General features: G+C 54.4%; 22 protein-coding genes and 1 tRNA gene. 14 read left to right on the forward strand and 9 right to left on the reverse strand.

What is annotated here, in order from left to right; genetic code table 11:
* Positions 1-163 precede the first annotated feature (163 nt).
* Positions 164-240, reverse strand: a tRNA-Arg gene (locus AM410_RS01495).
* 278 nt (positions 241-518) lie between these two features.
* Between AM410_RS01495 and AM410_RS01500 the strand changes: the two genes are divergently transcribed.
* From AM410_RS01500 to fimZ, 3 genes are all read left to right on the forward strand, one after another.
* A complete protein-coding gene (locus AM410_RS01500; RefSeq protein WP_047356117.1) occupies positions 519-1,217 on the forward strand; it encodes an EAL domain-containing protein in 699 nt (232 codons plus the stop codon).
* Between the two features lie 24 nt (positions 1,218-1,241).
* Positions 1,242-1,958, forward strand: coding sequence for a helix-turn-helix transcriptional regulator (locus AM410_RS01505; protein WP_032677572.1), 717 nt, complete (start codon positions 1,242-1,244; stop codon positions 1,956-1,958).
* A gap of 812 nt (positions 1,959-2,770) precedes the next feature.
* Positions 2,771-3,403 carry a fimbria biosynthesis transcriptional regulator FimZ gene (gene fimZ / locus AM410_RS01515; protein WP_014168952.1) on the forward strand — a complete coding sequence of 211 codons (633 nt, stop codon included), beginning with the start codon at positions 2,771-2,773 and terminating at the stop codon, positions 3,401-3,403.
* Between the two features lie 51 nt (positions 3,404-3,454).
* On the opposite strand, the gene sfmF is transcribed toward fimZ, so the two are convergent.
* The 6 genes from sfmF to fimA form a co-directional block, all read right to left on the reverse strand.
* On the reverse strand, positions 3,455-3,979 hold the full coding sequence (gene sfmF, locus AM410_RS01520) for a fimbria assembly protein (RefSeq protein ID WP_020885153.1): 525 nt from the start codon (positions 3,977-3,979) through the stop codon (positions 3,455-3,457).
* Between the two features lie 9 nt (positions 3,980-3,988).
* The gene (gene fimH, locus AM410_RS01525) at positions 3,989-4,996 is read right to left on the reverse strand and encodes a type 1 fimbria D-mannose specific adhesin FimH (RefSeq protein ID WP_020885154.1); all 1,008 of its coding nucleotides are present in this window, start codon (positions 4,994-4,996) and stop codon (positions 3,989-3,991) included.
* On the reverse strand, positions 4,989-7,550 hold the full coding sequence (locus AM410_RS01530; protein ID WP_106503780.1) for a fimbrial biogenesis usher protein: 2,562 nt from the start codon (positions 7,548-7,550) through the stop codon (positions 4,989-4,991). The genes fimH and AM410_RS01530 overlap by 8 nt, the downstream gene beginning before the upstream one ends.
* 14 nt (positions 7,551-7,564) lie before the next feature.
* Positions 7,565-8,257, reverse strand: a complete 693-nt coding sequence (gene fimC, locus AM410_RS01535; protein ID WP_020885156.1) for a type 1 fimbria chaperone FimC — start codon at positions 8,255-8,257, stop codon at positions 7,565-7,567.
* A gap of 34 nt (positions 8,258-8,291) precedes the next feature.
* Positions 8,292-8,837, reverse strand: a complete 546-nt coding sequence (fimI, locus tag AM410_RS01540) for a type 1 fimbrial protein subunit FimI (protein ID WP_020885157.1) — start codon at positions 8,835-8,837, stop codon at positions 8,292-8,294.
* A gap of 67 nt (positions 8,838-8,904) precedes the next feature.
* Positions 8,905-9,468: a type 1 fimbrial major subunit FimA gene (fimA, locus tag AM410_RS01545; protein WP_020885158.1), complete on the reverse strand. Its 564-nt coding sequence runs from the start codon at positions 9,466-9,468 to the stop codon at positions 8,905-8,907.
* A gap of 310 nt (positions 9,469-9,778) precedes the next feature.
* On the opposite strand from fimA, the gene folD reads away from it, so the two are divergent.
* The 5 genes from folD to AM410_RS01570 all read left to right on the forward strand — a co-directional run bounded on the left by folD (position 9,779) and on the right by AM410_RS01570 (position 14,273).
* On the forward strand, positions 9,779-10,645 hold the full coding sequence (gene folD / locus AM410_RS01550; protein WP_014168945.1) for a bifunctional methylenetetrahydrofolate dehydrogenase/methenyltetrahydrofolate cyclohydrolase FolD: 867 nt from the start codon (positions 9,779-9,781) through the stop codon (positions 10,643-10,645).
* A 1-nt stretch (position 10,646) separates the two neighbouring features.
* Positions 10,647-10,859, forward strand: a complete 213-nt coding sequence (gene ybcJ, locus AM410_RS01555) for a ribosome-associated protein YbcJ (RefSeq protein ID WP_014168944.1) — start codon at positions 10,647-10,649, stop codon at positions 10,857-10,859.
* A 219-nt stretch (positions 10,860-11,078) separates the two neighbouring features.
* Complete coding sequence (locus AM410_RS01560) at positions 11,079-12,578, forward strand: PTS transporter subunit EIIC (protein WP_014168943.1); 1,500 nt, start codon at positions 11,079-11,081, stop codon at positions 12,576-12,578.
* Positions 12,579-12,662: 84 nt separating this feature from the next.
* A complete protein-coding gene (gene malI / locus AM410_RS01565; protein WP_032677568.1) occupies positions 12,663-13,679 on the forward strand; it encodes a Mal regulon transcriptional regulator MalI in 1,017 nt (338 codons plus the stop codon).
* Between the two features lie 72 nt (positions 13,680-13,751).
* Entirely contained in the window at positions 13,752-14,273 is a 522-nt protein-coding gene (locus tag AM410_RS01570; protein WP_073395649.1) for a metal-dependent hydrolase, read from the forward strand.
* Between the two features lie 78 nt (positions 14,274-14,351).
* Here the strand turns inward: AM410_RS01570 and cysS are convergent, their stop codons facing one another.
* A complete protein-coding gene (gene cysS, locus AM410_RS01575; protein ID WP_020885161.1) occupies positions 14,352-15,737 on the reverse strand; it encodes a cysteine--tRNA ligase in 1,386 nt (461 codons plus the stop codon).
* Positions 15,738-15,911: 174 nt separating this feature from the next.
* Here cysS and ppiB point away from each other — a divergent pair, with 174 nt between their 5' ends.
* From ppiB to mnmH, 6 genes are all read left to right on the forward strand, one after another.
* The gene (gene ppiB, locus AM410_RS01580; RefSeq protein ID WP_014168939.1) at positions 15,912-16,406 is read left to right on the forward strand and encodes a peptidylprolyl isomerase B; all 495 of its coding nucleotides are present in this window, start codon (positions 15,912-15,914) and stop codon (positions 16,404-16,406) included.
* Between the two features lie 3 nt (positions 16,407-16,409).
* The gene (gene lpxH, locus AM410_RS01585) at positions 16,410-17,132 is read left to right on the forward strand and encodes a UDP-2,3-diacylglucosamine diphosphatase (protein ID WP_040016809.1); all 723 of its coding nucleotides are present in this window, start codon (positions 16,410-16,412) and stop codon (positions 17,130-17,132) included.
* Positions 17,133-17,268: 136 nt separating this feature from the next.
* Positions 17,269-17,478, forward strand: coding sequence for a YdgH/BhsA/McbA-like domain containing protein (locus AM410_RS01590; protein WP_108647455.1), 210 nt, complete (start codon positions 17,269-17,271; stop codon positions 17,476-17,478).
* A 212-nt stretch (positions 17,479-17,690) separates the two neighbouring features.
* Entirely contained in the window at positions 17,691-18,200 is a 510-nt protein-coding gene (purE, locus tag AM410_RS01595) for a 5-(carboxyamino)imidazole ribonucleotide mutase (RefSeq protein WP_020885164.1), read from the forward strand.
* On the forward strand, positions 18,197-19,264 hold the full coding sequence (purK, locus tag AM410_RS01600; RefSeq protein WP_040016808.1) for a 5-(carboxyamino)imidazole ribonucleotide synthase: 1,068 nt from the start codon (positions 18,197-18,199) through the stop codon (positions 19,262-19,264). The genes purE and purK overlap by 4 nt, the downstream gene beginning before the upstream one ends.
* Before the next feature lie 84 nt (positions 19,265-19,348).
* Positions 19,349-20,419, forward strand: coding sequence for a tRNA 2-selenouridine(34) synthase MnmH (gene mnmH, locus AM410_RS01605; RefSeq protein WP_040016807.1), 1,071 nt, complete (start codon positions 19,349-19,351; stop codon positions 20,417-20,419).
* 71 nt (positions 20,420-20,490) lie between these two features.
* Here the strand turns inward: mnmH and AM410_RS01610 are convergent, their stop codons facing one another.
* Positions 20,491-21,636, reverse strand: coding sequence for a porin (locus AM410_RS01610; RefSeq protein ID WP_014168933.1), 1,146 nt, complete (start codon positions 21,634-21,636; stop codon positions 20,491-20,493).
* Positions 21,637-21,801: the final 165 nt, after the last annotated feature.

A 21,801-nucleotide genomic window follows, 5' to 3' on the forward strand; every position in this document is an offset into this window, starting at 1 on the left:
GGGGGTATCTCTTTCCATTGAACCTGTATATACCCCCGAATGTACCCCCACTTTGGTGTGGATTTCAATTCAATTTAGTAGACGTAGGGAGAACGAGATTTAGCTGAATGGCTTGGTATTACTAGATTTGGTAGACTTTGAGAGACGTTAGTAGAAGTGATAATGGCACGCCCTGTAGGATTCGAACCTACGACCTACGGCTTAGAAGGCCGTTGCTCTATCCAACTGAGCTAAGGGCGCACTGAGAAGAGTGAACTTCGCGGTGGTGAAACGCCTGGAATTATACGGTCAATGACAGGTGAGTCAATGCCTTTTCGGCTTTCAGGGGCAATTACCGCTAGCCGATTGTAAATACGGCTGTTTTTTCAACATTCATCGCTTTTCCGTCGTAGAATTTCGCGCTGCGAAAAGGCTTAGTTGCATTTAAGTAACGCCTGCTGTTTTCCTGAGCGTCAGCTCGTCACACTAGTGTGAGGTATCCCGGCCGCCTGGAGGCTGACAGACAACAGGACCATGGAGTGACAGCGCAAAACCTGACCTATACGCCCCCCCGGTTACAGTACCTTTCTCAGGACATCGTCGGCATCAAACTTGAGCCCATCGTCGCCCTCTCCTCTTTACGCAGGGTCGGCGTGGAGGTCCTTAGCGTCCTGTCTGAAACGCAGCATAGCGAAGCCTTTTTCCGCCATCAGTCTGCAGACTGGTCGATAACGCTGCTTGAAGCACAGCTCACCGCGTTAAAAAATACCCCGCACTGTAATAATTTTTTCATTAATCTGCCGATAACCGTCCTGACAGAGCCCGACGCTTTTCAGCGGCTTAGCCGGATAAAATGTCCGCCGCTGAATATTGAACTTGTCGACCCCAGTGCTTTTTTAACGCTGTCAGCCGCGCAGAGGCAGACCGTTACCCGGAGCCTGTTGCAGCTCATAAGACAAGGTCACGGTATCTGGCTGGATGACATTGATGAAACACTCATCCCGCCCTTTTTATCCTGCCAGTTACCGTTAAGCGGCGTAAAAATCGATAAGGATGCATTCTGGCGTTTACGCGCCACGCCCGTGCTACGGCAACTGGTGTCCCGGTGCTTTCAGCTTGCCGGGAAAGTGCTTATTGAAGGTATTGAGACTGAGCAGGATTGTACCTGGGCACTGCAGGCAGGCGCAGAACTCGGCCAGGGCTATTACTGGCCGTCCTGGACATGGCCGGAGGATTAAAAAGCCATTTCCAGGGGGGAGGCCATGCGAATGACAGTGCGCCGTTACCGGCGGCGGCGTACAGGAAGTGATGCACTGGGATTTACGCGCTCGCCTTTTGCTCCCCCCTTCTTCGACCGGCTCGAATTTTTGAGTCAGTCCATCAGCCAGCCCCGCAAAACAGACGCTCCGTTTATCATTCTGGTGACGGAGGATCATTTTCTGCGCACCGGTTTTCTCAACGGCCAATTTCCCCTGAGCAGCTGTTGCGACTATCCCACGCTGGAGGATGCGTTTAGCGCCCTGGCCCAGTGGCCATCCGCCCGTCTGGTGGTGGATATTGAAAGCCGCTCCACTGCGCTGATCGACAAGCTGGATCAGCTCAGAAGGCATAGCCTCTATCCCCCTTTTCTGACGCCCTATCTGTTAGTCAGGGCGGATAATTACGATACTCGCCTGTTCTGCAAAGCGGCGGGCCCTTTTCACGTGCTCGAACGTCAACTGACGCCGTCTGCTTTCCAGCACAGCCTGATGGATACCAGCCCTCCCCAGGGCTGCGATAAAGACTGGTTCTCCCGCACCGAATGGCCTATTTTGCAGGAGTTATCGCGGGGGAAGACCCTTCGCCAGATAGCGTTGATGCAGAATCGCCCCTATAGCCGCATTATCTATCGTCTCAGCTGCATTCTGTTGAAACTGGGTCTGACCCATCGCCAGGAACTGCTGCACCTTCTCAATAACCTCTCAGACTGCACCTTCTAACCCACCCACTAAGCCCTTATTTCCTAAAGACCTTTAGGAATTTACTTATCAATCATGTTACTTATTTGTTAAATTTTAACAATAATTTCAATTTTATAACTATTCCTAATTTACGGGCTTAAACCATGTGAAATGTCACAGAATGAATAATCTGCAGCACTTTCCTCCGTGCGTTAAGTGTTTGATAAAGGAGTTAATAAGACGATAATGATGTAAAAACAAGCGGCTCGGCGAGACTGCCTGGCAGTCAAAAGCGAAGTCTGTAGTATGTTCTGCTGTACGACGGGTGCCCTTTCCGGCGACGACCCGATCACTTTCAAACGAAGGTCTGGTGCCCTCTGTGAACACTTTTTCACCATCCGTTCCCGCTTTCAGCCCCTGAAAACGGCCGTCGATTTGTTAACATTTGATCAACATACAGTGTGATATGTCATTTTTTGTTATTACATAAAGATCAAAAGATGCGGTAAATGGGATAACAGGATATTTAAGCTAATTTTAAAAAAATAGCTATTCGGATCCAGAAGATAATACAAAGTAATAAGCGAGGGGTAATTTACAGGGTTTTCGGAAAAAACTTACACGGTATAATAAGACGCGTATCAAATATGAATAAGAAAAACCTTTTTGCCAACACCAGCCAAATGAGATGACCGCGCTGAGGCATAGATTTCTTCACTACGTTAACAAGGATGCTTTCGCTCTTTCCAGGGAAATACTACGGTATAAGGATCTGCACATTTATCCTTCCGGCATTTCGAGAGTTTTAACCAAACTCGGCATAACGCTTTTAACAGTCTGAGGCATTAAAAATGAAACCGGCATCCGTTATCATTATGGACGAACACCCTATCGTCAGAATGTCGATAGAAGTCCTGCTACAGAAAAATAAAAACATCACAGTCAAACTCAAGTCTGGCGACAGCCATGAAGTCCTTGACTGTATCCGTAACCACCCTATCGATCTGGTGATCCTGGACATCGAACTTACGGGCACAGATGGCTTCGCTTTACTGAAGAGAATCAGAAACTTAAATAAAGACATCAAGGTCCTGTTCCTCTCTTCAAAATCCGAGTCTTTTTACGCGGGACGCGCCATTCGCGCCGGGGCAAATGGTTTTGTCAGTAAACGAAAAGATTTGGGCGAGATCTACAACGCCGTTGAAATGATCCTGATGGGCTATTCTTTTTTCCCGTCGGAAACGTTGAATTTTATAAACCATTTGGGTTCGGGGAAAGGGATGGTCGCGGATATGCCATTATCGAATCGTGAGGTGACGGTATTACGTTACCTGGCAAATGGTTTATCCAATAAGGAGATTGCAGAGCAGTTGCTATTAAGCAACAAAACCATCAGCGCACATAAATCCAATATTTATTCCAAGCTGGGTGTGCAAAGCATCGTTGAATTAATTGATTATGCCAAAGCACACGAACTGCTATAACCTGAATTCACTCCCTGCAGCTTATCCGAGCTGCAGGGAGTGCGGTCAGCGCTAATTATAATTAATCATGAAGGTGGCATCAGCATCAGCCCGTCCGGGCTGAGGGTTATCAGCAGTGGCAATATAATTGGCATAAAATGACAATGTCGCATTTCCCTGCGCATCAACCGCTACCGGCTGGCTGGCCTGCTGAAGTGCCAGACGCGTTTTATCCGCATCCCTGATCTCGACGGCAACGTTGCTTGCCGTACTGGCGTCATTGAGCGCCAGTAACCCATTATTGCTTCCGTCGGCTTTACCCGAAAACGTGATGGACGCTGCACCAGGTGGACAGCCGGTCAGCTTCAGCGTAAACGGCATAGGCTGCGTGCGGCTTCCCGTGGTGCTGAGCTGTTTCGTGGGCCAGGTTCCCAGCGTGACGGTCTTGTCGCTATCGCTGCCCTCGGCCACACAGGTAAAATCAACAATGTTGCCGTACATCTGAATATTGATCTCCCCCAGCGCAGTGGCTGCCTGCGCGCTGGCGTGAAGCATCATCAGTGTCATTGCGGCGAAATGCCAGTTCCGGTTCCGCATCTCTTCCCCTTAATCGTAATCCACACGCAGATAACCCCGCGACGTAAAACGGCCTTCCGCAGGCTTATTCCCCGTCACGCTGACCGGCCAGACCCGGATCCCCACCTGCGCCTGCGCACTGTCGTCGAGCCGGAACGGAATTTTGCTGGTCAGGTTGTTGGGTGTTAGCGGGGTACCGCTTTCGTTGGCAATCACAAACCCCACATCGGGGTTATCCGACACCACCGCGTTGCTGGAGACCTTTTCTGCCTCAACGCGCATCGTCAGCATTGCGTTCGCTTCCACGTTGGTGCATTTGATGGCGATGGTTTTGCTTTGTGCGGTTACCCCCTCCGGTTTGTTACCCGCCCCGGCCTTGCTGAACAGGGAGGCACCGATATCGCCGAAGTCAAACTCCACGATATTCCCCGCATTGATGGCGCAGCTTTGTGGCACCTGAATGGTCCCGCTGTAGCTGATGGTGTAGACCGGCGAGGTTAACGGATCAGAAGAGGTAGTGGTGACATAGACGCGGAACATGGTCGCCCGCGGGATCACCACCATATTTATAAACCGTCGGGTCACTTTGAGGCGAAAGACGAGGCTGGAATCCTGAACGCCAAACGGTTTGTTTTTAGAGACGTTCGGGTGACTCCCCATCTGGATGTAACTTTTGGGCGGATAAAATACGCCAGCAAAGCTGTCCGTAATTTTCATTGCCCCATCCAGATAGTCGTTGAGCTTCAGGTACTGATAGCCATCACTTGTTCCCGTAACCGGGTAATCGGTAACATAACTACGTTTGGTCGTGTTCCCGGTGGTGCCCTTCGGGCAGACGGCATTCACCCCCACCCACTGCGATTTCTCGCTGAGCGTCACCACCTGTCCGATCTGGTTATTCGAACTGTTAAATTTATCCGTCAGGTCGTAATGCACCTCCGTAGGGACGCCCTTTTCATTCACACACACGGTGGCTAAGGCATTCCCCACGGGCAAAATAGAGAGAAGTGATAAAGCCAGGCAATGGATTTTACTCACAGCGAATCCCCTTAAGTGTGATTGCCTGTTGCAGGCTCTTTTCTGGCAAGCTGTAGTGCGCACGACACTGGGATTGCATCCCGTTGCCCCACTGGATCAGCAGTTCACCTTCCAGCGGCAGTCCGCTCAGGTAAATCTGTCCGTCATCGCCCACCATACTGGTGACGCCGCTCTGGGTTTCACGCACCACGGCACCGAATGGCACAGGCTGGTTGCCGCGCGTGACGGTCAGCAGGGCGCGCACGCCAATACGGGTATCAAAGCTGGCGCGCACCAGCGCCCCTTTTGTCGGCACCACGCTGCTCACGTTATTTTCGATATCGGTGTTATTGCTCATGGTGTTGGTATCCAGCGCCACGCGGTTATAGCGGTAGACGGTGGCATACGGCATCACCGCATAGCCACGCCAGTCGGTTTTCACACCGGTCTGGTTTTCCACGCTCACGCCCGATGCTCCCGGCGCTTTGATCAGAACGTTGGTATCACCCAGCGGCTGGCTGAAGGTTACGCCATCCGCATGGCCGACCACGCCGCCGGAGAGCTGCCAGTTGAGATCGTGCTGGTCGCGTGCGTAGTTGTAGCCAACACCCAGCGTGCCGTAGGTTGCCTGCCAGTTCGCGCTGGCGCTTCCGCTTGAGCCGTTATTGCTGGTGTGGCCCTGGGTCACGCTGTAGTTCAGGTTGCGATCTTCCAGCAACGTCCCACTGACCCCGGTTTGCCAGCTTGTGTCGCCATCACTATTACGGCTGGCTGACGCCGTGGCATAGGCGCGGTCAATGGCGCTGTCCCGACGAAAACCCTGGCGGGTAAAGAGGCTGAACGGTACGGAGACGTTAAACGACGCGATTCGGTCCGTGCCGTCTATCCCAACGGATTTGTTCCATGACCAGGACACGGAGTAGTTGACGCCCTTCACGCCGCCCGCGTACCCCAGTTGATACCAGAGGTTGGACTCATCGGTGCCCCAGTACGTCTGTTCGCTACCGGAGATATAGACCGAGCCGTAATCCCCCAGCGACTGGGAAATATTGAGCTGGAAGCGCCCTTTTTTATTCCACGTCAGGTTGTGATAACTCTCCACATCCGGCACACCGTCATCATCCTGGTTGTCGGCATACTGGTAGCCTTCCATTGAACGCCACGCGACATCGTCCAGGGTGTAGAACCCTTTTGTGGAGTAGCGGTAGCCCAGCAGCTGGAAGTTGGTTCCGAATCCGTTAAGCGATTTTGCATAGAGGAAACGCAGCGACTGCCCTTCATGGCGGCTGTCATCCGCGAGCTGGCTGCGGGCATGGGTGATATCGAGCGACACCGCCCCCCAGTCACCGAGGTTTTTCCCGGCCCCGATGGCCACCGCGGTATAGCGTGACGCGAGTTGGGTACCGCCGTACAGCGTGTAGCCGTCGCCAAGCCCGGTAATCAACGTACCCTGCGTGAAGAATGGCGTATCCTGTTCGCTGTTGCCGCTGCGGTAATCCCCGGCCACCAGGTCATACTTCCAGCGCCCTTCGCGCTGCAGGAGGGGCACGGTGGAATACGGCACGGTATAGCGCTGCTGGCTGCCATCCTTCTCTTCAACCGTCACCTCAAGGTCACCGCTTGACGAGGTTGGGTTAAGATCGGTGATGGCAAAGGCACCAGGCTGTACATAGCTTTGATAGATAACGTAGCCGTTTTGTCGAACGACCACTTTGGCGGGCGTTCGGGCGATGCCGCGAACGGTTGGCGCGTAGCCCTGCAGGCTGTCCGGGTACATGCTGTCAGACGAGAAGAGCCGCCCGCCGCGAAAACCCACGCTGTCGAAAACGTCATTACCGGTATTGCTGTCGCCCAGCACCAGCTCGCTTTTCAGCGGGATCACGGTGCGCTGCGCCCAGGTGCCAATATTCTGCCAGTTGCTGTGCCGCTGCCCGTTATTCTGCGTGTAACGCCATGCGCCATTATTGCGTAAACGCCACGCGCCATAGTTCAGCCCGCTCTGCAGGTTCAGATAATAACTGTCGTCCTCGCTCCCGCGGTTGCCGGTAAAGCTGTAGTTCACCAGCGCGGCAGGGATCCCTTCATCCCATTGATCGGGCGGAATATAACCGCGTGCGCTGTTCTGCATCGCCACCTGTGGCAGGCTGATATTCAGGCGCAACGAGGCAAAGTTGAACGCGATCTCACTGCCGGGAATAGCCTTCGCCAGGGGAATACAGGTATCCCCTTTCACGTTAACCAGCTCAGGAAAGGCCGCGATATTGACGCCAAAACGCTCCAGCATCACGCGCGTAATGCACGGCGACAGCCCACCGGCAACCGGCGGTGTATTGTCGGCCTGCTCGAAGCGCACATCCTGCGTCGCGATGAACTCATCGTTACGCCAGATATCCACGCGATAAACGCCAGGCGCCTGCTGGTGACCTTGTTCAAAACGCGATAAATCCGCCACGTTGGCGGTGTCATCGGACAAGAAGGCCGGGTTAAAGTAGCTTTCGCTCCAGCCAGCCTGTGGCCAGAGCGCTGCCATCAGCGCCAGTGCGACCGGGCAGTAACGTCCCTGGTGATTATTCATCGCGCTGACTCTGCTCACAGGTTGACGCTACGCGCCGGCGTAATGGCACCGTAGTCATTCACGCTCTGCCAGGAGAGCGTACCGCTTGCGGCGGCTGGCAGTACCTGCTGCGCCGAGTTTTTAGGCGCAACCATCAGGTTATCCAGCGTCTGTCCGCCCAGCTTCATATTGACCAGCGTGATGTAATACGGCGAAGCGTTACTGACTTTGAGGTGGTTGCCGACGCGCTCAAAACGCAGCTGCGAGAGCGCCTCTTCCGGCTGCATCGGCAGATTTGTCGGGCGGACAAACAGCTTGATCCGCGACAGGATAGCCAGCTGCAGCACGTTATTGTTTTCCGTTTTCGCTTTGTTCACGGACGGGATCGCTTTCACGTTCATGTAGAAGAGCGATTCACGATCGGCAGGCAGCGCGGGCCCGGCATAAATAATGCGCAGCGTGTTTTCGCTGTCCGGCTCGCTGACAAACAGCGGCGGGGTCACGGCAAAGGTTTTTTCTTTTTGCCCGTTCGCATTTTCGATCCACGCGTTGATTAAATAGCGCTCTTGTTTATTGCTGTTGGTGATCGCCAGCGAAGTTTGCTTTGCATCTGCCGGATAAATAACGCGGGTGGCCCCCAGCGCAATACCGCCGGAAGCATTTGCGCATGCAGAAACCATCATTAAAATTAACGATAAAAACAGTCCTGGTTTAATTAGGGTATTCATCACAACCGTACCTTTAATAATGTGTTCGCAGGTGTTATGGATAAATCAACGTAAACCAGACATCCGACTGAATATTGCCTGGCACGAGGTGTTCGGAAATAGCCCGATAGCGGGCGCTAAAATGAAACGCAAGCTCACTGGTATTCACCGGCAACCAGCTGACGGCCGTTGCGTTCGGGATAATCTGACGTTGTTGTTCGTCAAAAAGAGCCAGCCCGACGCCGCTGCTTATCGGTGATTCACCTGGCCGCGATGTCGCCAGAAAAACCTGCGGATCTTCTGCTGGCGTAACGCCCTGAAACTGGATCCCCACGGTGCGCGAGACATCCACGCTGCAATCCAGCAGCCGCACGGTGAAGGGCACATTGACCGTGGAAAAACTGCCCACACCGGAAAATGAATTGGTTCGGTACTGCCCCATTTCGATGCGCATGTTCTGGCTGTCGGGTGCCACGGCGCAGCCGCCGTTCACCAGCTCACCTCTGAGATGAACTTTGCCGCCGTCGATCACCACGGTATGTGCTGAGGCCTGGCAGGCCATCGCAAGGGTTAACAGCAGTAGTGTTCCGGTCCTTGTCATCCTTCGTTCCTGGCCTTAGCGTATGACGGCCTCTTCCCTGAGGCCTGAACATCCCTGTGCGGAGGAATTACTCGTATTTCATTACGAAAGTGGCGTCAGCGTTTGCCTGGCCTGGCTCGGTGGTCGCAGCCGTTGATTTGTAACGCGCGGTGAAGTTCAGGGTGTTAGTCCCTTCGATCAGGTTCTGCGCGGCAGAGAAGGTTGAACCATCTGGAGTCAGGGTGGTGGATTTGCTGTCGAGGATCTCGATGCCCACGCCCTTCGCGGAGTTGTCGTTGTTACCAGAGGTTACCGCCAGCAGGGTTTTGTCGGTCGCGTCGATCTGACCGGTGAACGCAACTGCGGCCGTTTTCGCAACCAGCGGGTCACAATCATTCAGTTCAATGGTGAACGGAATATTAGAGGTAGTGTCACCCACTTTCGTGAACTTCGCGGTACGGTATTGGCCCAGGTTAACCGTCTGCTCGGAAGAATCAGTATTTACTGAACATGCAGCATTAACCAGTTCACCTTTAAAGTGTACGGTACCGCCATTTACGGTAACCGGAGTGGCTGTATCTTCTGCATTTGCGGCACCCGCAACCAGGGCCAGAGTAGCAATAACAGTAGAAGCAATGTTGCTGAGTTTCATGTCTATTCCTTTAAAATGTAAATAACCCTTCCCGCGAATAATCGGGAATAAGAAATACGTTCAATTGATTAATTGAAAGCTTATTTCGGAGGAGACAAAGTAGCTCATGAATGTATTTTAAAATATGTCAAAACGCTGTCATTTCGCCAGGTCACATCCTAATCCTGCCTAAGAAATTGACCATCCCCTCAGAAGGGTTTTTACGGCCTCCTGATGAAAACTCGCAAAGGGTGACTGACAGCGGCGCTCGCTTCTGACAAAATACAGGCAATCCCCCCTTTCAAACGTTACAGACGGAATCTTCTCTCTGATGGCAGCAAAGATTATTGACGGTAAAACGATTGCGCAGCAGGTGCGCTCTGAGGTCGCGGAAAAAGTGAAGGCGCGTAAAGCTGCCGGAAAACGCGCCCCCGGGCTGGCCGTTGTGCTGGTCGGCAGCAACCCGGCATCGCAGATTTATGTCGGCAGCAAACGCAAAGCGTGTGAAGAGGTGGGGTTCGTCTCCCGCTCTTACGATTTGCCGGAAACCACCAGCGAAGCAGAGTTGCTGGAACTTATTGATACCCTGAATGCCGACAACGCGATCGACGGTATTCTGGTTCAGCTGCCGCTGCCAGCCGGCATCGACAACGTGAAGGTGCTGGAACGTATCGCCCCCGACAAAGACGTCGACGGTTTCCACCCGTACAACGTGGGCCGTCTGTGCCAGCGCGCCCCGCGTCTGCGTCCGTGCACGCCGCGCGGTATCGTTACGCTGCTGGAGCGTTATAACATCGATACCTACGGTCTGAACGCCGTGGTCATTGGCGCATCAAACATTGTCGGCCGTCCGATGAGCATGGAGCTGCTGCTCGCTGGCTGCACCACCACCGTGACCCACCGCTTCACCAAAAATCTGCGTCATCACGTAGAAAACGCCGATCTGCTGATCGTGGCGGTCGGGAAGCCGGGCTTTATTCCGGGTGAATGGATTAAAGAAGGCGCGATCGTTGTGGACGTCGGTATTAACCGTCTGGAAAACGGGAAAGTGGTCGGTGACGTGGTTTACGAAGATGCTGCGGCTCGCGCCTCTTACATTACCCCAGTTCCGGGCGGCGTAGGCCCGATGACCGTTGCCACACTGATTCAGAATACTTTGCAGGCATGCGAAGAGTACCACGACGTAGAGGACGCGTAAGATGGCCACATTTTCATTAGGTAAACACCCGCACGTTGAGCTGTGCGATCTGCTGAAGCTGGAAGGCTGGACCGAAAGCGGCGCGCAGGCCAAAATCGCCATTGCCGACGGGCTTGTTAAGGTGGACGGCGCAGTGGAAACCCGCAAGCGCTGCAAAATTGTCGCGGGTCAGACCGTGAGCTTTGAAGGGCAAACCGTGACGGTGACCGCCTGATGCTCTCCCCCCTCTCCCGTCGGGAGAGGGAACCCACATTCCCCCACACCCATCACGGTTAATTATCGATCGACTTCAAATAATCACTATTTCATCTGTTGAAAAGTGAAAATTCTGTTGCGCGTTTTTCACTCTTTCCCCACGATAAGTAGAACGTTCTACTAAAACGTTCTACTTACAATAACAGCGCCAAAAAAGCGCTACTCGGGGGAAATCAGCATGAGTCTGATATCAGGGTTTGTTAAATCGCTCTCTAAATTATCGATGATTGGTCGCGCGTTAATGCTGCCAATTTCACTGCTTCCCGCTGCGGGCCTGCTGCTGGCCTTTGGCGATAAGTTTCACCTGCCGCTGATGATGAACGCGGGCGGGGTTATCTTTGATAACCTGCCGATGCTGTTTGCCATTGGTTCCGCCGTGGGGCTGGCATCCGAGTCCGGCATTGCCGCGCTCTCGGCGGCGGTCTCGGTGTTTGTCACCAACATCACCATCAGCACCGTCTTGAGCATCACGCCGGAAATGGCGTCTCAGGGCGGCAAATACGCGATGGTGGTCGGCATCCCGACGTTGCAGATGGGCGTCTTCGGCGGCCTGATCTGCGGTATTCTCGCCGCCTGGTGCTATAACCGTTTCCACACCCTGCAGCTGCCAGAGTTCCTCGGGTTCTTCTCCGGGAAACGCTTTGTGGCGATTGCGACAGCGTTTCTCTCTTTCCTGCTCGGCCTGCTGTTGCCGTATGTCTGGCAGCATATCCAGGCGGGCATCGATGCGCTCTCCGTGGTGGTTAATGGCGATAATCAGGCAGCCTCGACCTTTATCTTCGGTCTGGTGGAACGTGCGCTGATCCCACTCGGCCTGCACCACATCTGGTATCCCTCTTTCTGGTATTCGTTTGGGGATTACACCACCCAGGCCGGTCAGGTGATTCACGGCGACCAGACCATCTGGTTCAAGATGCTGGAAGAAGGGGTCAAATCCTTCAGCAGTGACAGCTACCAGAACGCCGGTAAGTTCATGCAGGGTGAATTCCCGCTGATGCTGTTCGCGCTGCCTGCGGCGTGTCTGGCGATGTACCACGAAGCGCACACCAAAAATAAGAAAATCGCGGCCGGTATTTTGTTCTCTGCGGCGCTCACCTGCTTCCTGACGGGGATCACCGAGCCGGTTGAATTTACCTTTATCTTCGTCGCCCCTATTCTGTACGTCTTTAACGCCATCATGGCCGGTCTGGCGTACATGACCATGTATCTGCTGCATGCGCATATCGCCAAGTCGTTCTCTGCGGGCTTTATCGACTACCTGTCGTTCGGGATCCTGCCGTCATTTAACGGCTACAAAACCAACTTCCTGAACGCCATTATTATCGGCATTCCGATGGGCCTGATTTACTACTTCACGTTCCGCTTTGTGATCCGTCGTTTCGACGTGAAAACGCCGGGCCGTACAGAAGTGACCGCCAGTGCGGACGATAAGTCAGATTCAGAACTCGCCACAGAGATCATCAACCTGCTGGGCGGCGCGCACAACATCGACTCCGTCGGCTCCTGCATCACCCGTCTGCGCCTGGAAGTGGCAAAAAGTGAAGCGGTTGATAAGGACGGTCTGAACGGCCTTGGCGCCCGCGGCGTAGTGTTCGTCGGTGATAACGGTATTCAGGTGATTTTCGGTGCCAGAGCACAGTTTATCGCCCAGACCATGTCCACCATGATTGGCAAATAATAAGATGCCTGAACGACACGTCTCCTGTACGCTGGGGGACGTTGTCTTATCTGGCTGATAATCGGTAAATTTCAGGGAGCGGTTTTGAAGAAAGTCAGCATCATTGATGTCGCAAAGCATGCGGGCGTTTCGGTCTCCACCGTGTCGCTGGTGCTGCGCCAGAAAGGGAAGATTTCAGACGCAACGATCGCGAAGGTCAATGCTGCCATCACTACGCTGGGCTATGTTCACAACGTCGCCGCTGCCAACCTCCGCGCCAACACCTCCAACCTGATCGGCCTGATCCTGCGCGACTTTAGCGACAGCTTTTCCATTAAGGTGATGGCGAGCATCGTCCAGGAGCTGGAGAGACAGGGGTATATGGTTTTCCTCGGCCAGCCGCTGAACGACCATGAACATCTTGAGCGCTGCCTGCTGTCGTTTAAACAGCAGGGGGTCGCCGGCGTTATCTATCTGGCCTCTGACACCCGGGCATCCTCGCTGCCGGAACACATCCGCCAGTGCCCGCTGCCGCTGGTAGTGGTCTCTCAGTCCCTGCTGGATGAAAAATGCAATCTGGTGATGCGCGACAACCGCCAGGCGGCGAACCTTGCCGCGCGTTATCTTATCGAGCGCGGGCACCGCAACATTGCCTACATTGGGGGTCGTGAAGGCTGCCTTATCCGCGAGCAGCGATTGCTCGGCTTTCGCAGCGCGATGACCCAGAACGGCCTGGTCTGGCGTGAGGAATACTCGCCTGCGTGTAGCGATGACACGCTGGCCGCAGGTTTCGCCACCCGCCAGCTGCTGGATAAAAACAACACCATCACCGCCCTGCTCTGCCACTCGCCGGATGCGATGATCGGCTCCATCTCCGGCATTCATCAGGTGGGGCGTACCGTGGGGAAAGATGTGTTTCTCACCCAGCAGGTCGCGCTGGTCGGTTTTGAAGATATGCTGCACGTGAACCTGACGTCTCCCTCGTTTACCTACGTTTCCTCCGCCAGTGAGGAGACGGGGCGTCAGGCGGCGGGGTTGATCATCCGCAAGCTAAAAGAGCCGGATCTGCAAACACAGCGTATCACCCTTTCCGGGCAGCTTATTGCCCGGGAATCGGCGTAAATAAGACGCTAACACCATCCTCATTGCGCCCATTCGCTGCTATATTTCCCTGCTTTGCCATGGATAATCGCAATGCCTACCGTTATCACCCACGCTGTAGTGCCTTTGTGTCTGGGCTTAGGCCTGGGACGTGAAATCATCCCTCCCCGCCTGCTGTTTGCCGGCGTCGTCCTCGCCATGCTGCCGGACGCCGACGTGCTGGCGTTTAAGTTCGGCGTTGCCTACGGCAATGTGTTCGGCCACCGCGGCTTTACTCACTCCCTGCTGTTTGCCTTTGTGGTGCCGATACTTTGCGTACTGATGGGCCGACGATGGTTTCGGGCAAGTCTGACCCGCTGCTGGCTGTTCTTAACCGTGTCTCTGCTGTCGCACAGCTTGCTGGATTCCATCACCACCGGGGGAAAAGGCGTCGGCTGGCTGTGGCCGTGGTCAGATGAACGTTTTTTTGCACCGTGGCAGGTCATTAAGGTCGCGCCGTTTGCGCTGTCACGCTATACCACGCCCTACGGGCATCAGGTGATTATGTCGGAACTGCTGTGGGTGTGGCTGCCAGGGGTTGTGCTGATGGGGCTGTTGTGGTGGAAGCGGAGGTAAAAGCAAAACGGCAACCCAGTTGCCGTTTTAGTGTTTGCACCCTCTCCCGGTGGGAGAGGGCATCAGCGCGCACCAGAATTATTTCCGACGCCAGGTGGTTCCCTGCGGGCCATCTTCCAGAATGATGCCCATTTCCGTCAGACGGTTACGCGCGGCATCTGCTGCCGCCCAGTCTTTCGCCTGACGCGCTTCCAGACGCGCGTTGATAAGTTGCTCAATCTCCGCCACTTCGCTATCGTCCGCCTGCGCACCGCTTTGCAGGAACAGATCCGGTTCCTGCTCCAGCAGACCCAGTACCGAAGAGAGCTTACGCAGATGGGAGGCCAATGCATTCGCCGCCGCCATATCTTCTGACTTCAGACGGTTAACTTCACGCGCCATATCAAACAGCACAGAGTAGGCTTCCGGCGTGTTGAAGTCATCGTTCATCACGTCAATAAAGCGCGCTTCAAACGCCTCACCGCCTGCCGCGGGTACAGATTTATCGGTACCGCGCAGGGCAGTGTACAGACGCTCCAGCGCCGCACGCGCCTGTTTCAGGTTCTCTTCGCTGTAGTTCAGCTGGCTGCGATAGTGACCAGACATCAGGAAGTAGCGCACGGTTTCCGCATCGTAATATTTCAGCACGTCGCGCACGGTGAAGAAGTTGCCCAGAGATTTAGACATCTTCTCACGGTCAACCATCACCATCCCGGAGTGCATCCAGTAGTTCACGTACTCGCCGCCATGCGCACAGGTTGACTGTGCAATTTCGTTTTCATGGTGCGGGAACATCAGATCCGAACCGCCACCGTGAATATCGAAATGTTTGCCCAGCTGTTTGCAGTTCATCGCCGAGCACTCAATGTGCCAGCCAGGACGCCCTTCGCCCCACGGGGAAGGCCAGCTTGGTTCGCCCTCTTTGGACATCTTCCACAGCACGAAGTCCATCGGATTACGCTTCACGTCCACCACATCAACGCGCGCACCGGCCTGCAGCTGATCCAGATCCTGACGGGAAAGCTGACCGTAGGTAGGGTCAGTCGGCACAGAGAACATCACGTCACCGTTATCGGCCACATAGGCGTGACCACGTTCGATCAGCTTCTCGGTGATGTCGATAATTTCGTGGATATGGTGGGTGGCACGCGGCTCGCTGTCCGGACGCTGAATATTCAGGGCGTCGAAATCTTTGTGCATTTCCGCGATCATACGATCCACCAGCGCAACAAAGCTTTCGCCATTTTCGTTCGCGCGCTTGATGATTTTGTCGTCGATGTCGGTGATGTTACGCACGTATTTCAGGTTGTAGCCCAGAAAACGCAGGTAGCGCGAGACAACGTCGAATGCAACAAAGGTACGGCCATGGCCGATATGACAGAGATCGTAAACCGTAATACCACACACGTACATGCCGACTTCCCCGGCATGGATAGGTTTAAATTCCTCTTTTTGGCGCGTCATTGTATTAAAGATTTTTAACATCGAAGATTCCATGTAAACACGTGTGTGGTTGAAAACCGGTTATTCTACCTGTAATTCAAACCTGAAGCAGCACACAATGCAAGGTGATCGCATCCTGTGGTTATGCTATAACAAGCCCCTATAGATGACCCAAACGCGGGTCGACGTACCACAATAACGGAACAGGATGCAAAAATGGTTACTTTCCACACTAATCATGGCGATATCGTAATCAAAACCTTTGATGACAAAGCGCCTGAAACAGTTAAAAACTTCCTGGACTACTGCCGCGAAGGTTTCTACAACAACACTATTTTCCACCGCGTGATCAACGGCTTTATGATCCAGGGCGGCGGTTTCGAACCTGGCATGAACCAGAAAGCGACGAAAGAAGCGATCAAAAACGAAGCGAACAACGGTCTGAAAAACACCCGTGGTACGCTGGCGATGGCGCGTACGCAGGCTCCTCACTCTGCAACAGCCCAGTTCTTCATCAACGTTGCTGACAACGACTTCCTGAACTTCTCCGGCGAAAGCCTGCAGGGTTGGGGCTACTGCGTCTTCGCAGAAGTGGTTGAAGGTATGGACGTAGTCGACAAAATCAAAGCCGTGGCGACCGGCCGCAGCGGCATGCATCAGGACGTTCCAAAAGAAGACGTCGTGATTAACAGCGTGACCGTCAGCGAGTAATTCGTGGCGACACTCTTTATTGCAGATTTGCACCTGCAAACAGAAGAACCGGCGATAACCGCCGGTTTTCTGCGTTTTTTACGCGGTGAAGCGAAAAGTGCCGATGCACTTTACATTCTGGGTGACCTGTTTGAAGCCTGGATTGGCGACGACGATCCCAACCCGCTGCACCGTGAGATGGCGGCTGCCATTAACGCGCTGGTCGATTCCGGCGTCCCCTGCTTCTTTATCCACGGCAATCGTGATTTCCTGCTCGGCAAGCGCTACGCCCGCGAAAGCGGCATGACGCTGCTGCCGGAAGAGCAGGTACTCGACCTTTATGGCCGAAAGGTGTTAATCATGCACGGTGACACACTTTGCACTGACGACACCGGCTATCAGGCGTTTCGCGCTAAGGTTCATACCCCGTGGATCCAAAAACTATTCCTGGCTCTGCCGCTGTTTATCCGCAAGCGGATCGCAGCCAGAATGCGTGCAGACAGTAAGGCCGCCAACAGCGGAAAATCCATGGCCATTATGGACGTTAATCCCCAGGCGGTAGTCAGGGTCATGGAAAAACACCGCGTTCAGTGGTTGATCCACGGTCATACTCATCGTCCCGATGTGCATACCCTTACCGCCAACGGCGAAGCGGCCCACCGCGTCGTCCTGGGGGCCTGGCACAGCGAAGGTTCTATGGTCAGCGTCACGCCTGACGGTGTGGAACTGATCGCTTTCCCGTTTTAACCCGTCAAAAATCATTCTATTTTTTTGAACAATATCGGCAAATTGTTTCGATTTTAATCAGCCCATGGTCGGCCTATTATTTATCACATCAGGGCAACACGCCCTATCCCAGATAAAACATTTAAGGAATACGACCATGAAATTCATCAAAACTTTCGTTGCAGTTGCCGCACTCTCTCTGATCTCTTTCGGTTCTTTTGCTCAGAGCGTCAGCGCCACGGCCTCTACCCTTGACCGCGCAGAAGCGAAAATTGCCGCTCAGGCTGCTGAACAGGGCGCGTCTTACAAAATCACCAGCGCTCAGTTTAACAACCGCGTTCACATGACGGCAGAACTGACCAAATAAGACGTCTGCTGACCGTGCCGCCCGTCAAAAGCACATCAAAGCACATCGATGCCTGATAAAACAGACCGCCAGAACGCGGTCTGTTTTGTTATCTCCTGAGAGCCACAACGGCTCAGTTTTTAACCGCGCAACCGTTTTCCTTGCCCCTATTACATGCTATTCTCTGTGCCCTCGAAAGCAGTGTGTTTCGCACCACAGGAGTTTTAAGACGCATGTCTTCCCGCAATAATCCGGCGCGTGTCGCCATCGTGATGGGGTCCAAAAGCGACTGGGCTACCATGCAGTTCACCGCCGAAATCTTTGAAATCCTGAATGTTCCGCACCACGTTGAAGTGGTCTCCGCACACCGTACACCGGACAAACTGTTCAGCTTCGCCGAAAGCGCCGAAGAGAAGGGTTATGAGGTGATCATTGCCGGTGCGGGCGGCGCAGCACATCTGCCAGGCATGATTGCCGCCAAAACGCTGGTACCGGTTCTGGGTGTTCCGGTGCAAAGCGCTGCGTTAAGTGGTGTCGATAGCCTCTATTCCATCGTTCAGATGCCGCGTGGCATTCCGGTCGGCACGCTGGCCATTGGTAAAGCGGGCGCTGCCAACGCTGCCCTGCTCGCCGCGCAGATCCTGGCGACTCACGATAAAGCGTTACATCAGCGTCTGGCGGACTGGCGTAAAGCCCAGACCGACGAGGTGCTGGACAATCCGGACCCGCGGGGTGCGGCATGAAGCAGGTATGCGTCCTCGGTAATGGTCAGTTAGGCCGTATGCTGCGTCAGGCCGGTGAGCCGCTGGGTATTGCCGTGTGGCCCGTCGGGCTGGATGACGAACCGGAAGCCGTGCCGTTTCACCAGAGTGTGATCACCGCGGAGATTGAACGCTGGCCACAAACGGCCCTGACGCGCGAGCTGGCGCGTCACAATGCCTTCGTTAACCGCGACGTCTTTCCCATTATTGCTGACCGTCTAACGCAAAAGCAGCTGTTCGATAAGCTCGGGCTGCCGACTGCGCCGTGGCAGCTGTTGTCCGATAAAAGCGAGTGGAAGGATGTTTTTGCAATGCTGGGCGAGCTGGCAATTGTGAAGCGTCGCGTCGGCGGGTACGACGGTCGTGGACAGTGGCGTCTGCGCGCCGATGACACTCACGAGCTGCCGGACGATTGCTACGGGGAGTGCATCGTTGAGCAGGGCATTAACTTCAGCGGTGAAGTCTCGCTGGTAGGTGCTCGCGGGCAGGACGGTCATACCGTTTTTTATCCGCTGACGCATAACCTGCATCAGGACGGGATCCTGCGAACCAGCGTTGCATTCCCGCAGGCCAGTGCTGAACAGCAGGCGCAGGCAGAAGAGATGCTCTCTGCCATCATGCACGAACTCGGTTACGTCGGCGTCATGGCGATGGAGTGTTTTGTCACGCCGTCCGGTCTGCTGATTAACGAACTGGCACCGCGCGTTCACAACAGCGGTCACTGGACCCAAAACGGGGCGTCCATCAGCCAGTTCGAGTTGCACCTGCGCGCCATCACTGACCTGCCGCTGCCGCAGCCGGTGGTGAACAGCCCGTCGGTGATGATCAACCTGATCGGTACCGATCTGAACTACGACTGGCTCAAGCTGCCGCTGGTGCATCTGCACTGGTATGACAAAGAGGTGCGTCCGGGTCGTAAGGTCGGTCACCTGAACCTGAACGATACCGACACCGATCGTCTGAGCGCCACGCTGGAAGCGATTATTCCTCTCCTGCCGCCGGAATACGCGAGCGGAATTATCTGGGCGCAATCAAAGCTTAAGTAATACTCCTCTGCCGGGGAGTTGACCTTCCCCCTCCCCGGCGTACAATCCCCGCCCATTGCAGCTTAGTTTTCTTCTGGAAAAACCATGAACGATGGAACGGACTATCGCGCGATCCTCGCATCCGATACCCCTTTAATCGACGTTCGCGCGCCGATCGAATTCGCCCAGGGCGCGATGCCTGCGGCAATCAACCTGCCTCTGATGAACGATGATGAACGCGCCGCCGTCGGCACCTGCTATAAACGCCAGGGGCCGGACGCTGCGCTTGCTCTCGGCCATAGCCTGGTCGCAGGCAGTACCCGTGAGATGCGCATTAACGCCTGGCGCGAAGCCTGTCTCTCCCACCCCACCGGCTACCTCTGCTGCGCGCGTGGCGGTCAACGCTCGCATATCACTCAGGCCTGGTTGAAAGCGCGCGGCGTGGATTACCCGCTGATCGCAGGCGGCTATAAAGCGCTGCGTCAGACCGCAATTGAGGTAACCGCTGAGCAGGTGCAAAAACCGATGGTGCTGATCGGCGGCTGTACCGGGAGCGGCAAAACGTTGCTGGTGAAACAGCACGCGCAGGGCGTGGATCTGGAAGGGCTGGCACACCATCGCGGCTCGTCGTTTGGCCGCACGCTTACACCACAGCTTTCGCAGGCGAGCTTCGAAAATCAGCTCGCTGTCGTGCTGTTGAAAAAAGAGGCCGCACGCTGGGTGCTGGAGGATGAAGGGCGGATGATTGGCTCCAACCACCTGCCGGAATGCCTGCGAGACCGCATGGTTCAGGCGCCTGTTGTGGTGGTAGAAGACCCGTTTGATGTCCGTCTTGAACGCCTGCGTGAAGAGTATTTCGACCATATGTGGGCGGATTTTTCTGCTGCCTTTGGCGAAGAGGCGGGCTGGAACGCGTATAGCGAATATCTGCACCACGGCCTGTTTGCCATTCGCCGCCGTCTGGGGCTGCAGCGCTTTGCAGACTTTACGGCGCTGCTGGATTCCGCCCTGCAGGAGCAACAACGTTCTGGCAGCACCTACGCGCATTTGCGCTGGCTTGCCCCGCTACTGAACGACTATTACGACCCGATGTACACCTGGCAACTGGCAAAAAAGGCGGAGAAGATTGTGTATCGCGGAACGTTTGAGGACGTGGCTGACTGGCTCAATCGCTGAATCACGCGCAAAAAAAACGGCAACCCAGGGTTGCCGTTTTCATATCGGGGTGACTTCCCTGCTGACTGAACTTAGAAGTCGTAACGCAGACGCACCAGGTTCATGTCGCCCAGGTTATCCGTGCTGGAGGTGAACACGTGTTCGTAATCAACACGGAAACCGTAGTCCAGCTGGACGCTAACACCCACGCCGTTATCGATACGCTGGTAGTTACGACCATTCACGTACTCAATACGGTCACCCATGAAGTAAGGCTGGATGGATTTCACCGCATACTGATCGATTGGGAATTTGTACCCTGCGAAGTATTCAATACCCCATGCATCACCGGCAAAGTAGTTGTCAGTAGACACTTTTTTGGTGGTCAGGAAGTTCTGGTACCAGCCGCCGCCAGCCGAGAAGGTCCAGTTATCCGGCGTCCAGCTCAGCGCGGTACCGAGGATATTCTGGTCGTAAGATTTGCTGTCGCCGTTGTCCGGGTTACGCATGTCCGCGCGGGTGTAGTTCCACGCTGCGCCCCAGGTCAGATCGGTGGTCAGGTGGTAATCCAGCCCCAGTGAACCGCCGCCTTTACGTTTGTAACGCAGGCCATTGCCCGGCAGGTATTCGCTGTCTTCAAACAGGTAGGATGCATAGATATCCGCATCGCCTACGGTTTTCTTATATTTCAGCATTTTGCGTGAACGATAAGAGCCGTCGTAGTCACCGTTGATCCCGTTACCTGGAGCCTGACCAATCATGTCGTAGTCCCAGATATCGGTTTTCACGCCAACCACATCATAGTAAACGCTGTTCTGTTGACCGAAGGTCAGCGTACCCCAGGTGTCGCTCTTCAGACCGGTGTACAGCATACGGCGAGAGGTGTCGTTAGCACCTTCAGCGTAGTGATTATCCCAGTTGAACAGCGCCGGAATGTTCACACCCAGCTCGTAGTAGCTGATCCAGCTGATGTCATCAAACAGATAGTAATCTGCTGCGAAACGGAAACGGGTGCCGCCGTCGAAGCCATTACGTTTGTAGGAGCCTTTATCGCCGTCGCCCGTCATCATGTTGAACTGAGGACGAATACTGCCGCCAACGGTAAAGTTAAGACGGCTCAGCGGGTTACCCGCCTGAGGGTCTTGTTTAAGAACCGTGATTTCCGCCTGAGATGCGAAGGAGGTCAATGCCACTGCTGCGCCAATTGTTACTGCCAGCGCTGATTTTTTTATAGTCATTATTTTTCCTTTATAGACACGCTGCTAAATATTTAGCAGGTGAATATTAACTGGAAATAATCTTGCTGTGTGCGCGGGTTTTTAATGTTTTGTGCTACTAAACGCATGGGTATTACCGATTTGTGCTGCTAAATTATTACGCACCAGCAGATAAACCGGTGCGTA

It is taken from the genome of Enterobacter cloacae complex sp. FDA-CDC-AR_0164, from assembly GCF_003071645.1.
In the GTDB taxonomy this organism is placed as follows: domain Bacteria; phylum Pseudomonadota; class Gammaproteobacteria; order Enterobacterales; family Enterobacteriaceae; genus Enterobacter; species Enterobacter ludwigii.

What these genes read in the sequence shown, in the direction of transcription:
- fimZ (WP_014168952.1), top strand. Translation starts at nt 2,771, where the DNA reads ATGAAACCGGCATCCGTTATCATTATGGACGAACACCCTATCGTCAGA.
- ppiB (WP_014168939.1), top strand. Translation starts at nt 15,912, where the DNA reads ATGGTTACTTTCCACACTAATCATGGCGATATCGTAATCAAAACCTTT.
- cysS (WP_020885161.1), bottom strand. Translation starts at nt 15,737, where the DNA reads ATGTTAAAAATCTTTAATACAATGACGCGCCAAAAAGAGGAATTTAAA.
- mnmH (WP_040016807.1), top strand. Translation starts at nt 19,349, where the DNA reads ATGAACGATGGAACGGACTATCGCGCGATCCTCGCATCCGATACCCCT.
- AM410_RS01570 (WP_073395649.1), top strand. Translation starts at nt 13,752, where the DNA reads ATGCCTACCGTTATCACCCACGCTGTAGTGCCTTTGTGTCTGGGCTTA.
- purK (WP_040016808.1), top strand. Translation starts at nt 18,197, where the DNA reads ATGAAGCAGGTATGCGTCCTCGGTAATGGTCAGTTAGGCCGTATGCTG.
- AM410_RS01560 (WP_014168943.1), top strand. Translation starts at nt 11,079, where the DNA reads ATGAGTCTGATATCAGGGTTTGTTAAATCGCTCTCTAAATTATCGATG.
- fimI (WP_020885157.1), bottom strand. Translation starts at nt 8,837, where the DNA reads ATGACAAGGACCGGAACACTACTGCTGTTAACCCTTGCGATGGCCTGC.
- folD (WP_014168945.1), top strand. Translation starts at nt 9,779, where the DNA reads ATGGCAGCAAAGATTATTGACGGTAAAACGATTGCGCAGCAGGTGCGC.
- ybcJ (WP_014168944.1), top strand. Translation starts at nt 10,647, where the DNA reads ATGGCCACATTTTCATTAGGTAAACACCCGCACGTTGAGCTGTGCGAT.
- fimC (WP_020885156.1), bottom strand. Translation starts at nt 8,257, where the DNA reads ATGAATACCCTAATTAAACCAGGACTGTTTTTATCGTTAATTTTAATG.
- purE (WP_020885164.1), top strand. Translation starts at nt 17,691, where the DNA reads ATGTCTTCCCGCAATAATCCGGCGCGTGTCGCCATCGTGATGGGGTCC.
- AM410_RS01505 (WP_032677572.1), top strand. Translation starts at nt 1,242, where the DNA reads ATGCGAATGACAGTGCGCCGTTACCGGCGGCGGCGTACAGGAAGTGAT.
- AM410_RS01590 (WP_108647455.1), top strand. Translation starts at nt 17,269, where the DNA reads ATGAAATTCATCAAAACTTTCGTTGCAGTTGCCGCACTCTCTCTGATC.
- sfmF (WP_020885153.1), bottom strand. Translation starts at nt 3,979, where the DNA reads ATGCGGAACCGGAACTGGCATTTCGCCGCAATGACACTGATGATGCTT.
- AM410_RS01610 (WP_014168933.1), bottom strand. Translation starts at nt 21,636, where the DNA reads ATGACTATAAAAAAATCAGCGCTGGCAGTAACAATTGGCGCAGCAGTG.
- AM410_RS01530 (WP_106503780.1), bottom strand. Translation starts at nt 7,550, where the DNA reads ATGAATAATCACCAGGGACGTTACTGCCCGGTCGCACTGGCGCTGATG.
- fimA (WP_020885158.1), bottom strand. Translation starts at nt 9,468, where the DNA reads ATGAAACTCAGCAACATTGCTTCTACTGTTATTGCTACTCTGGCCCTG.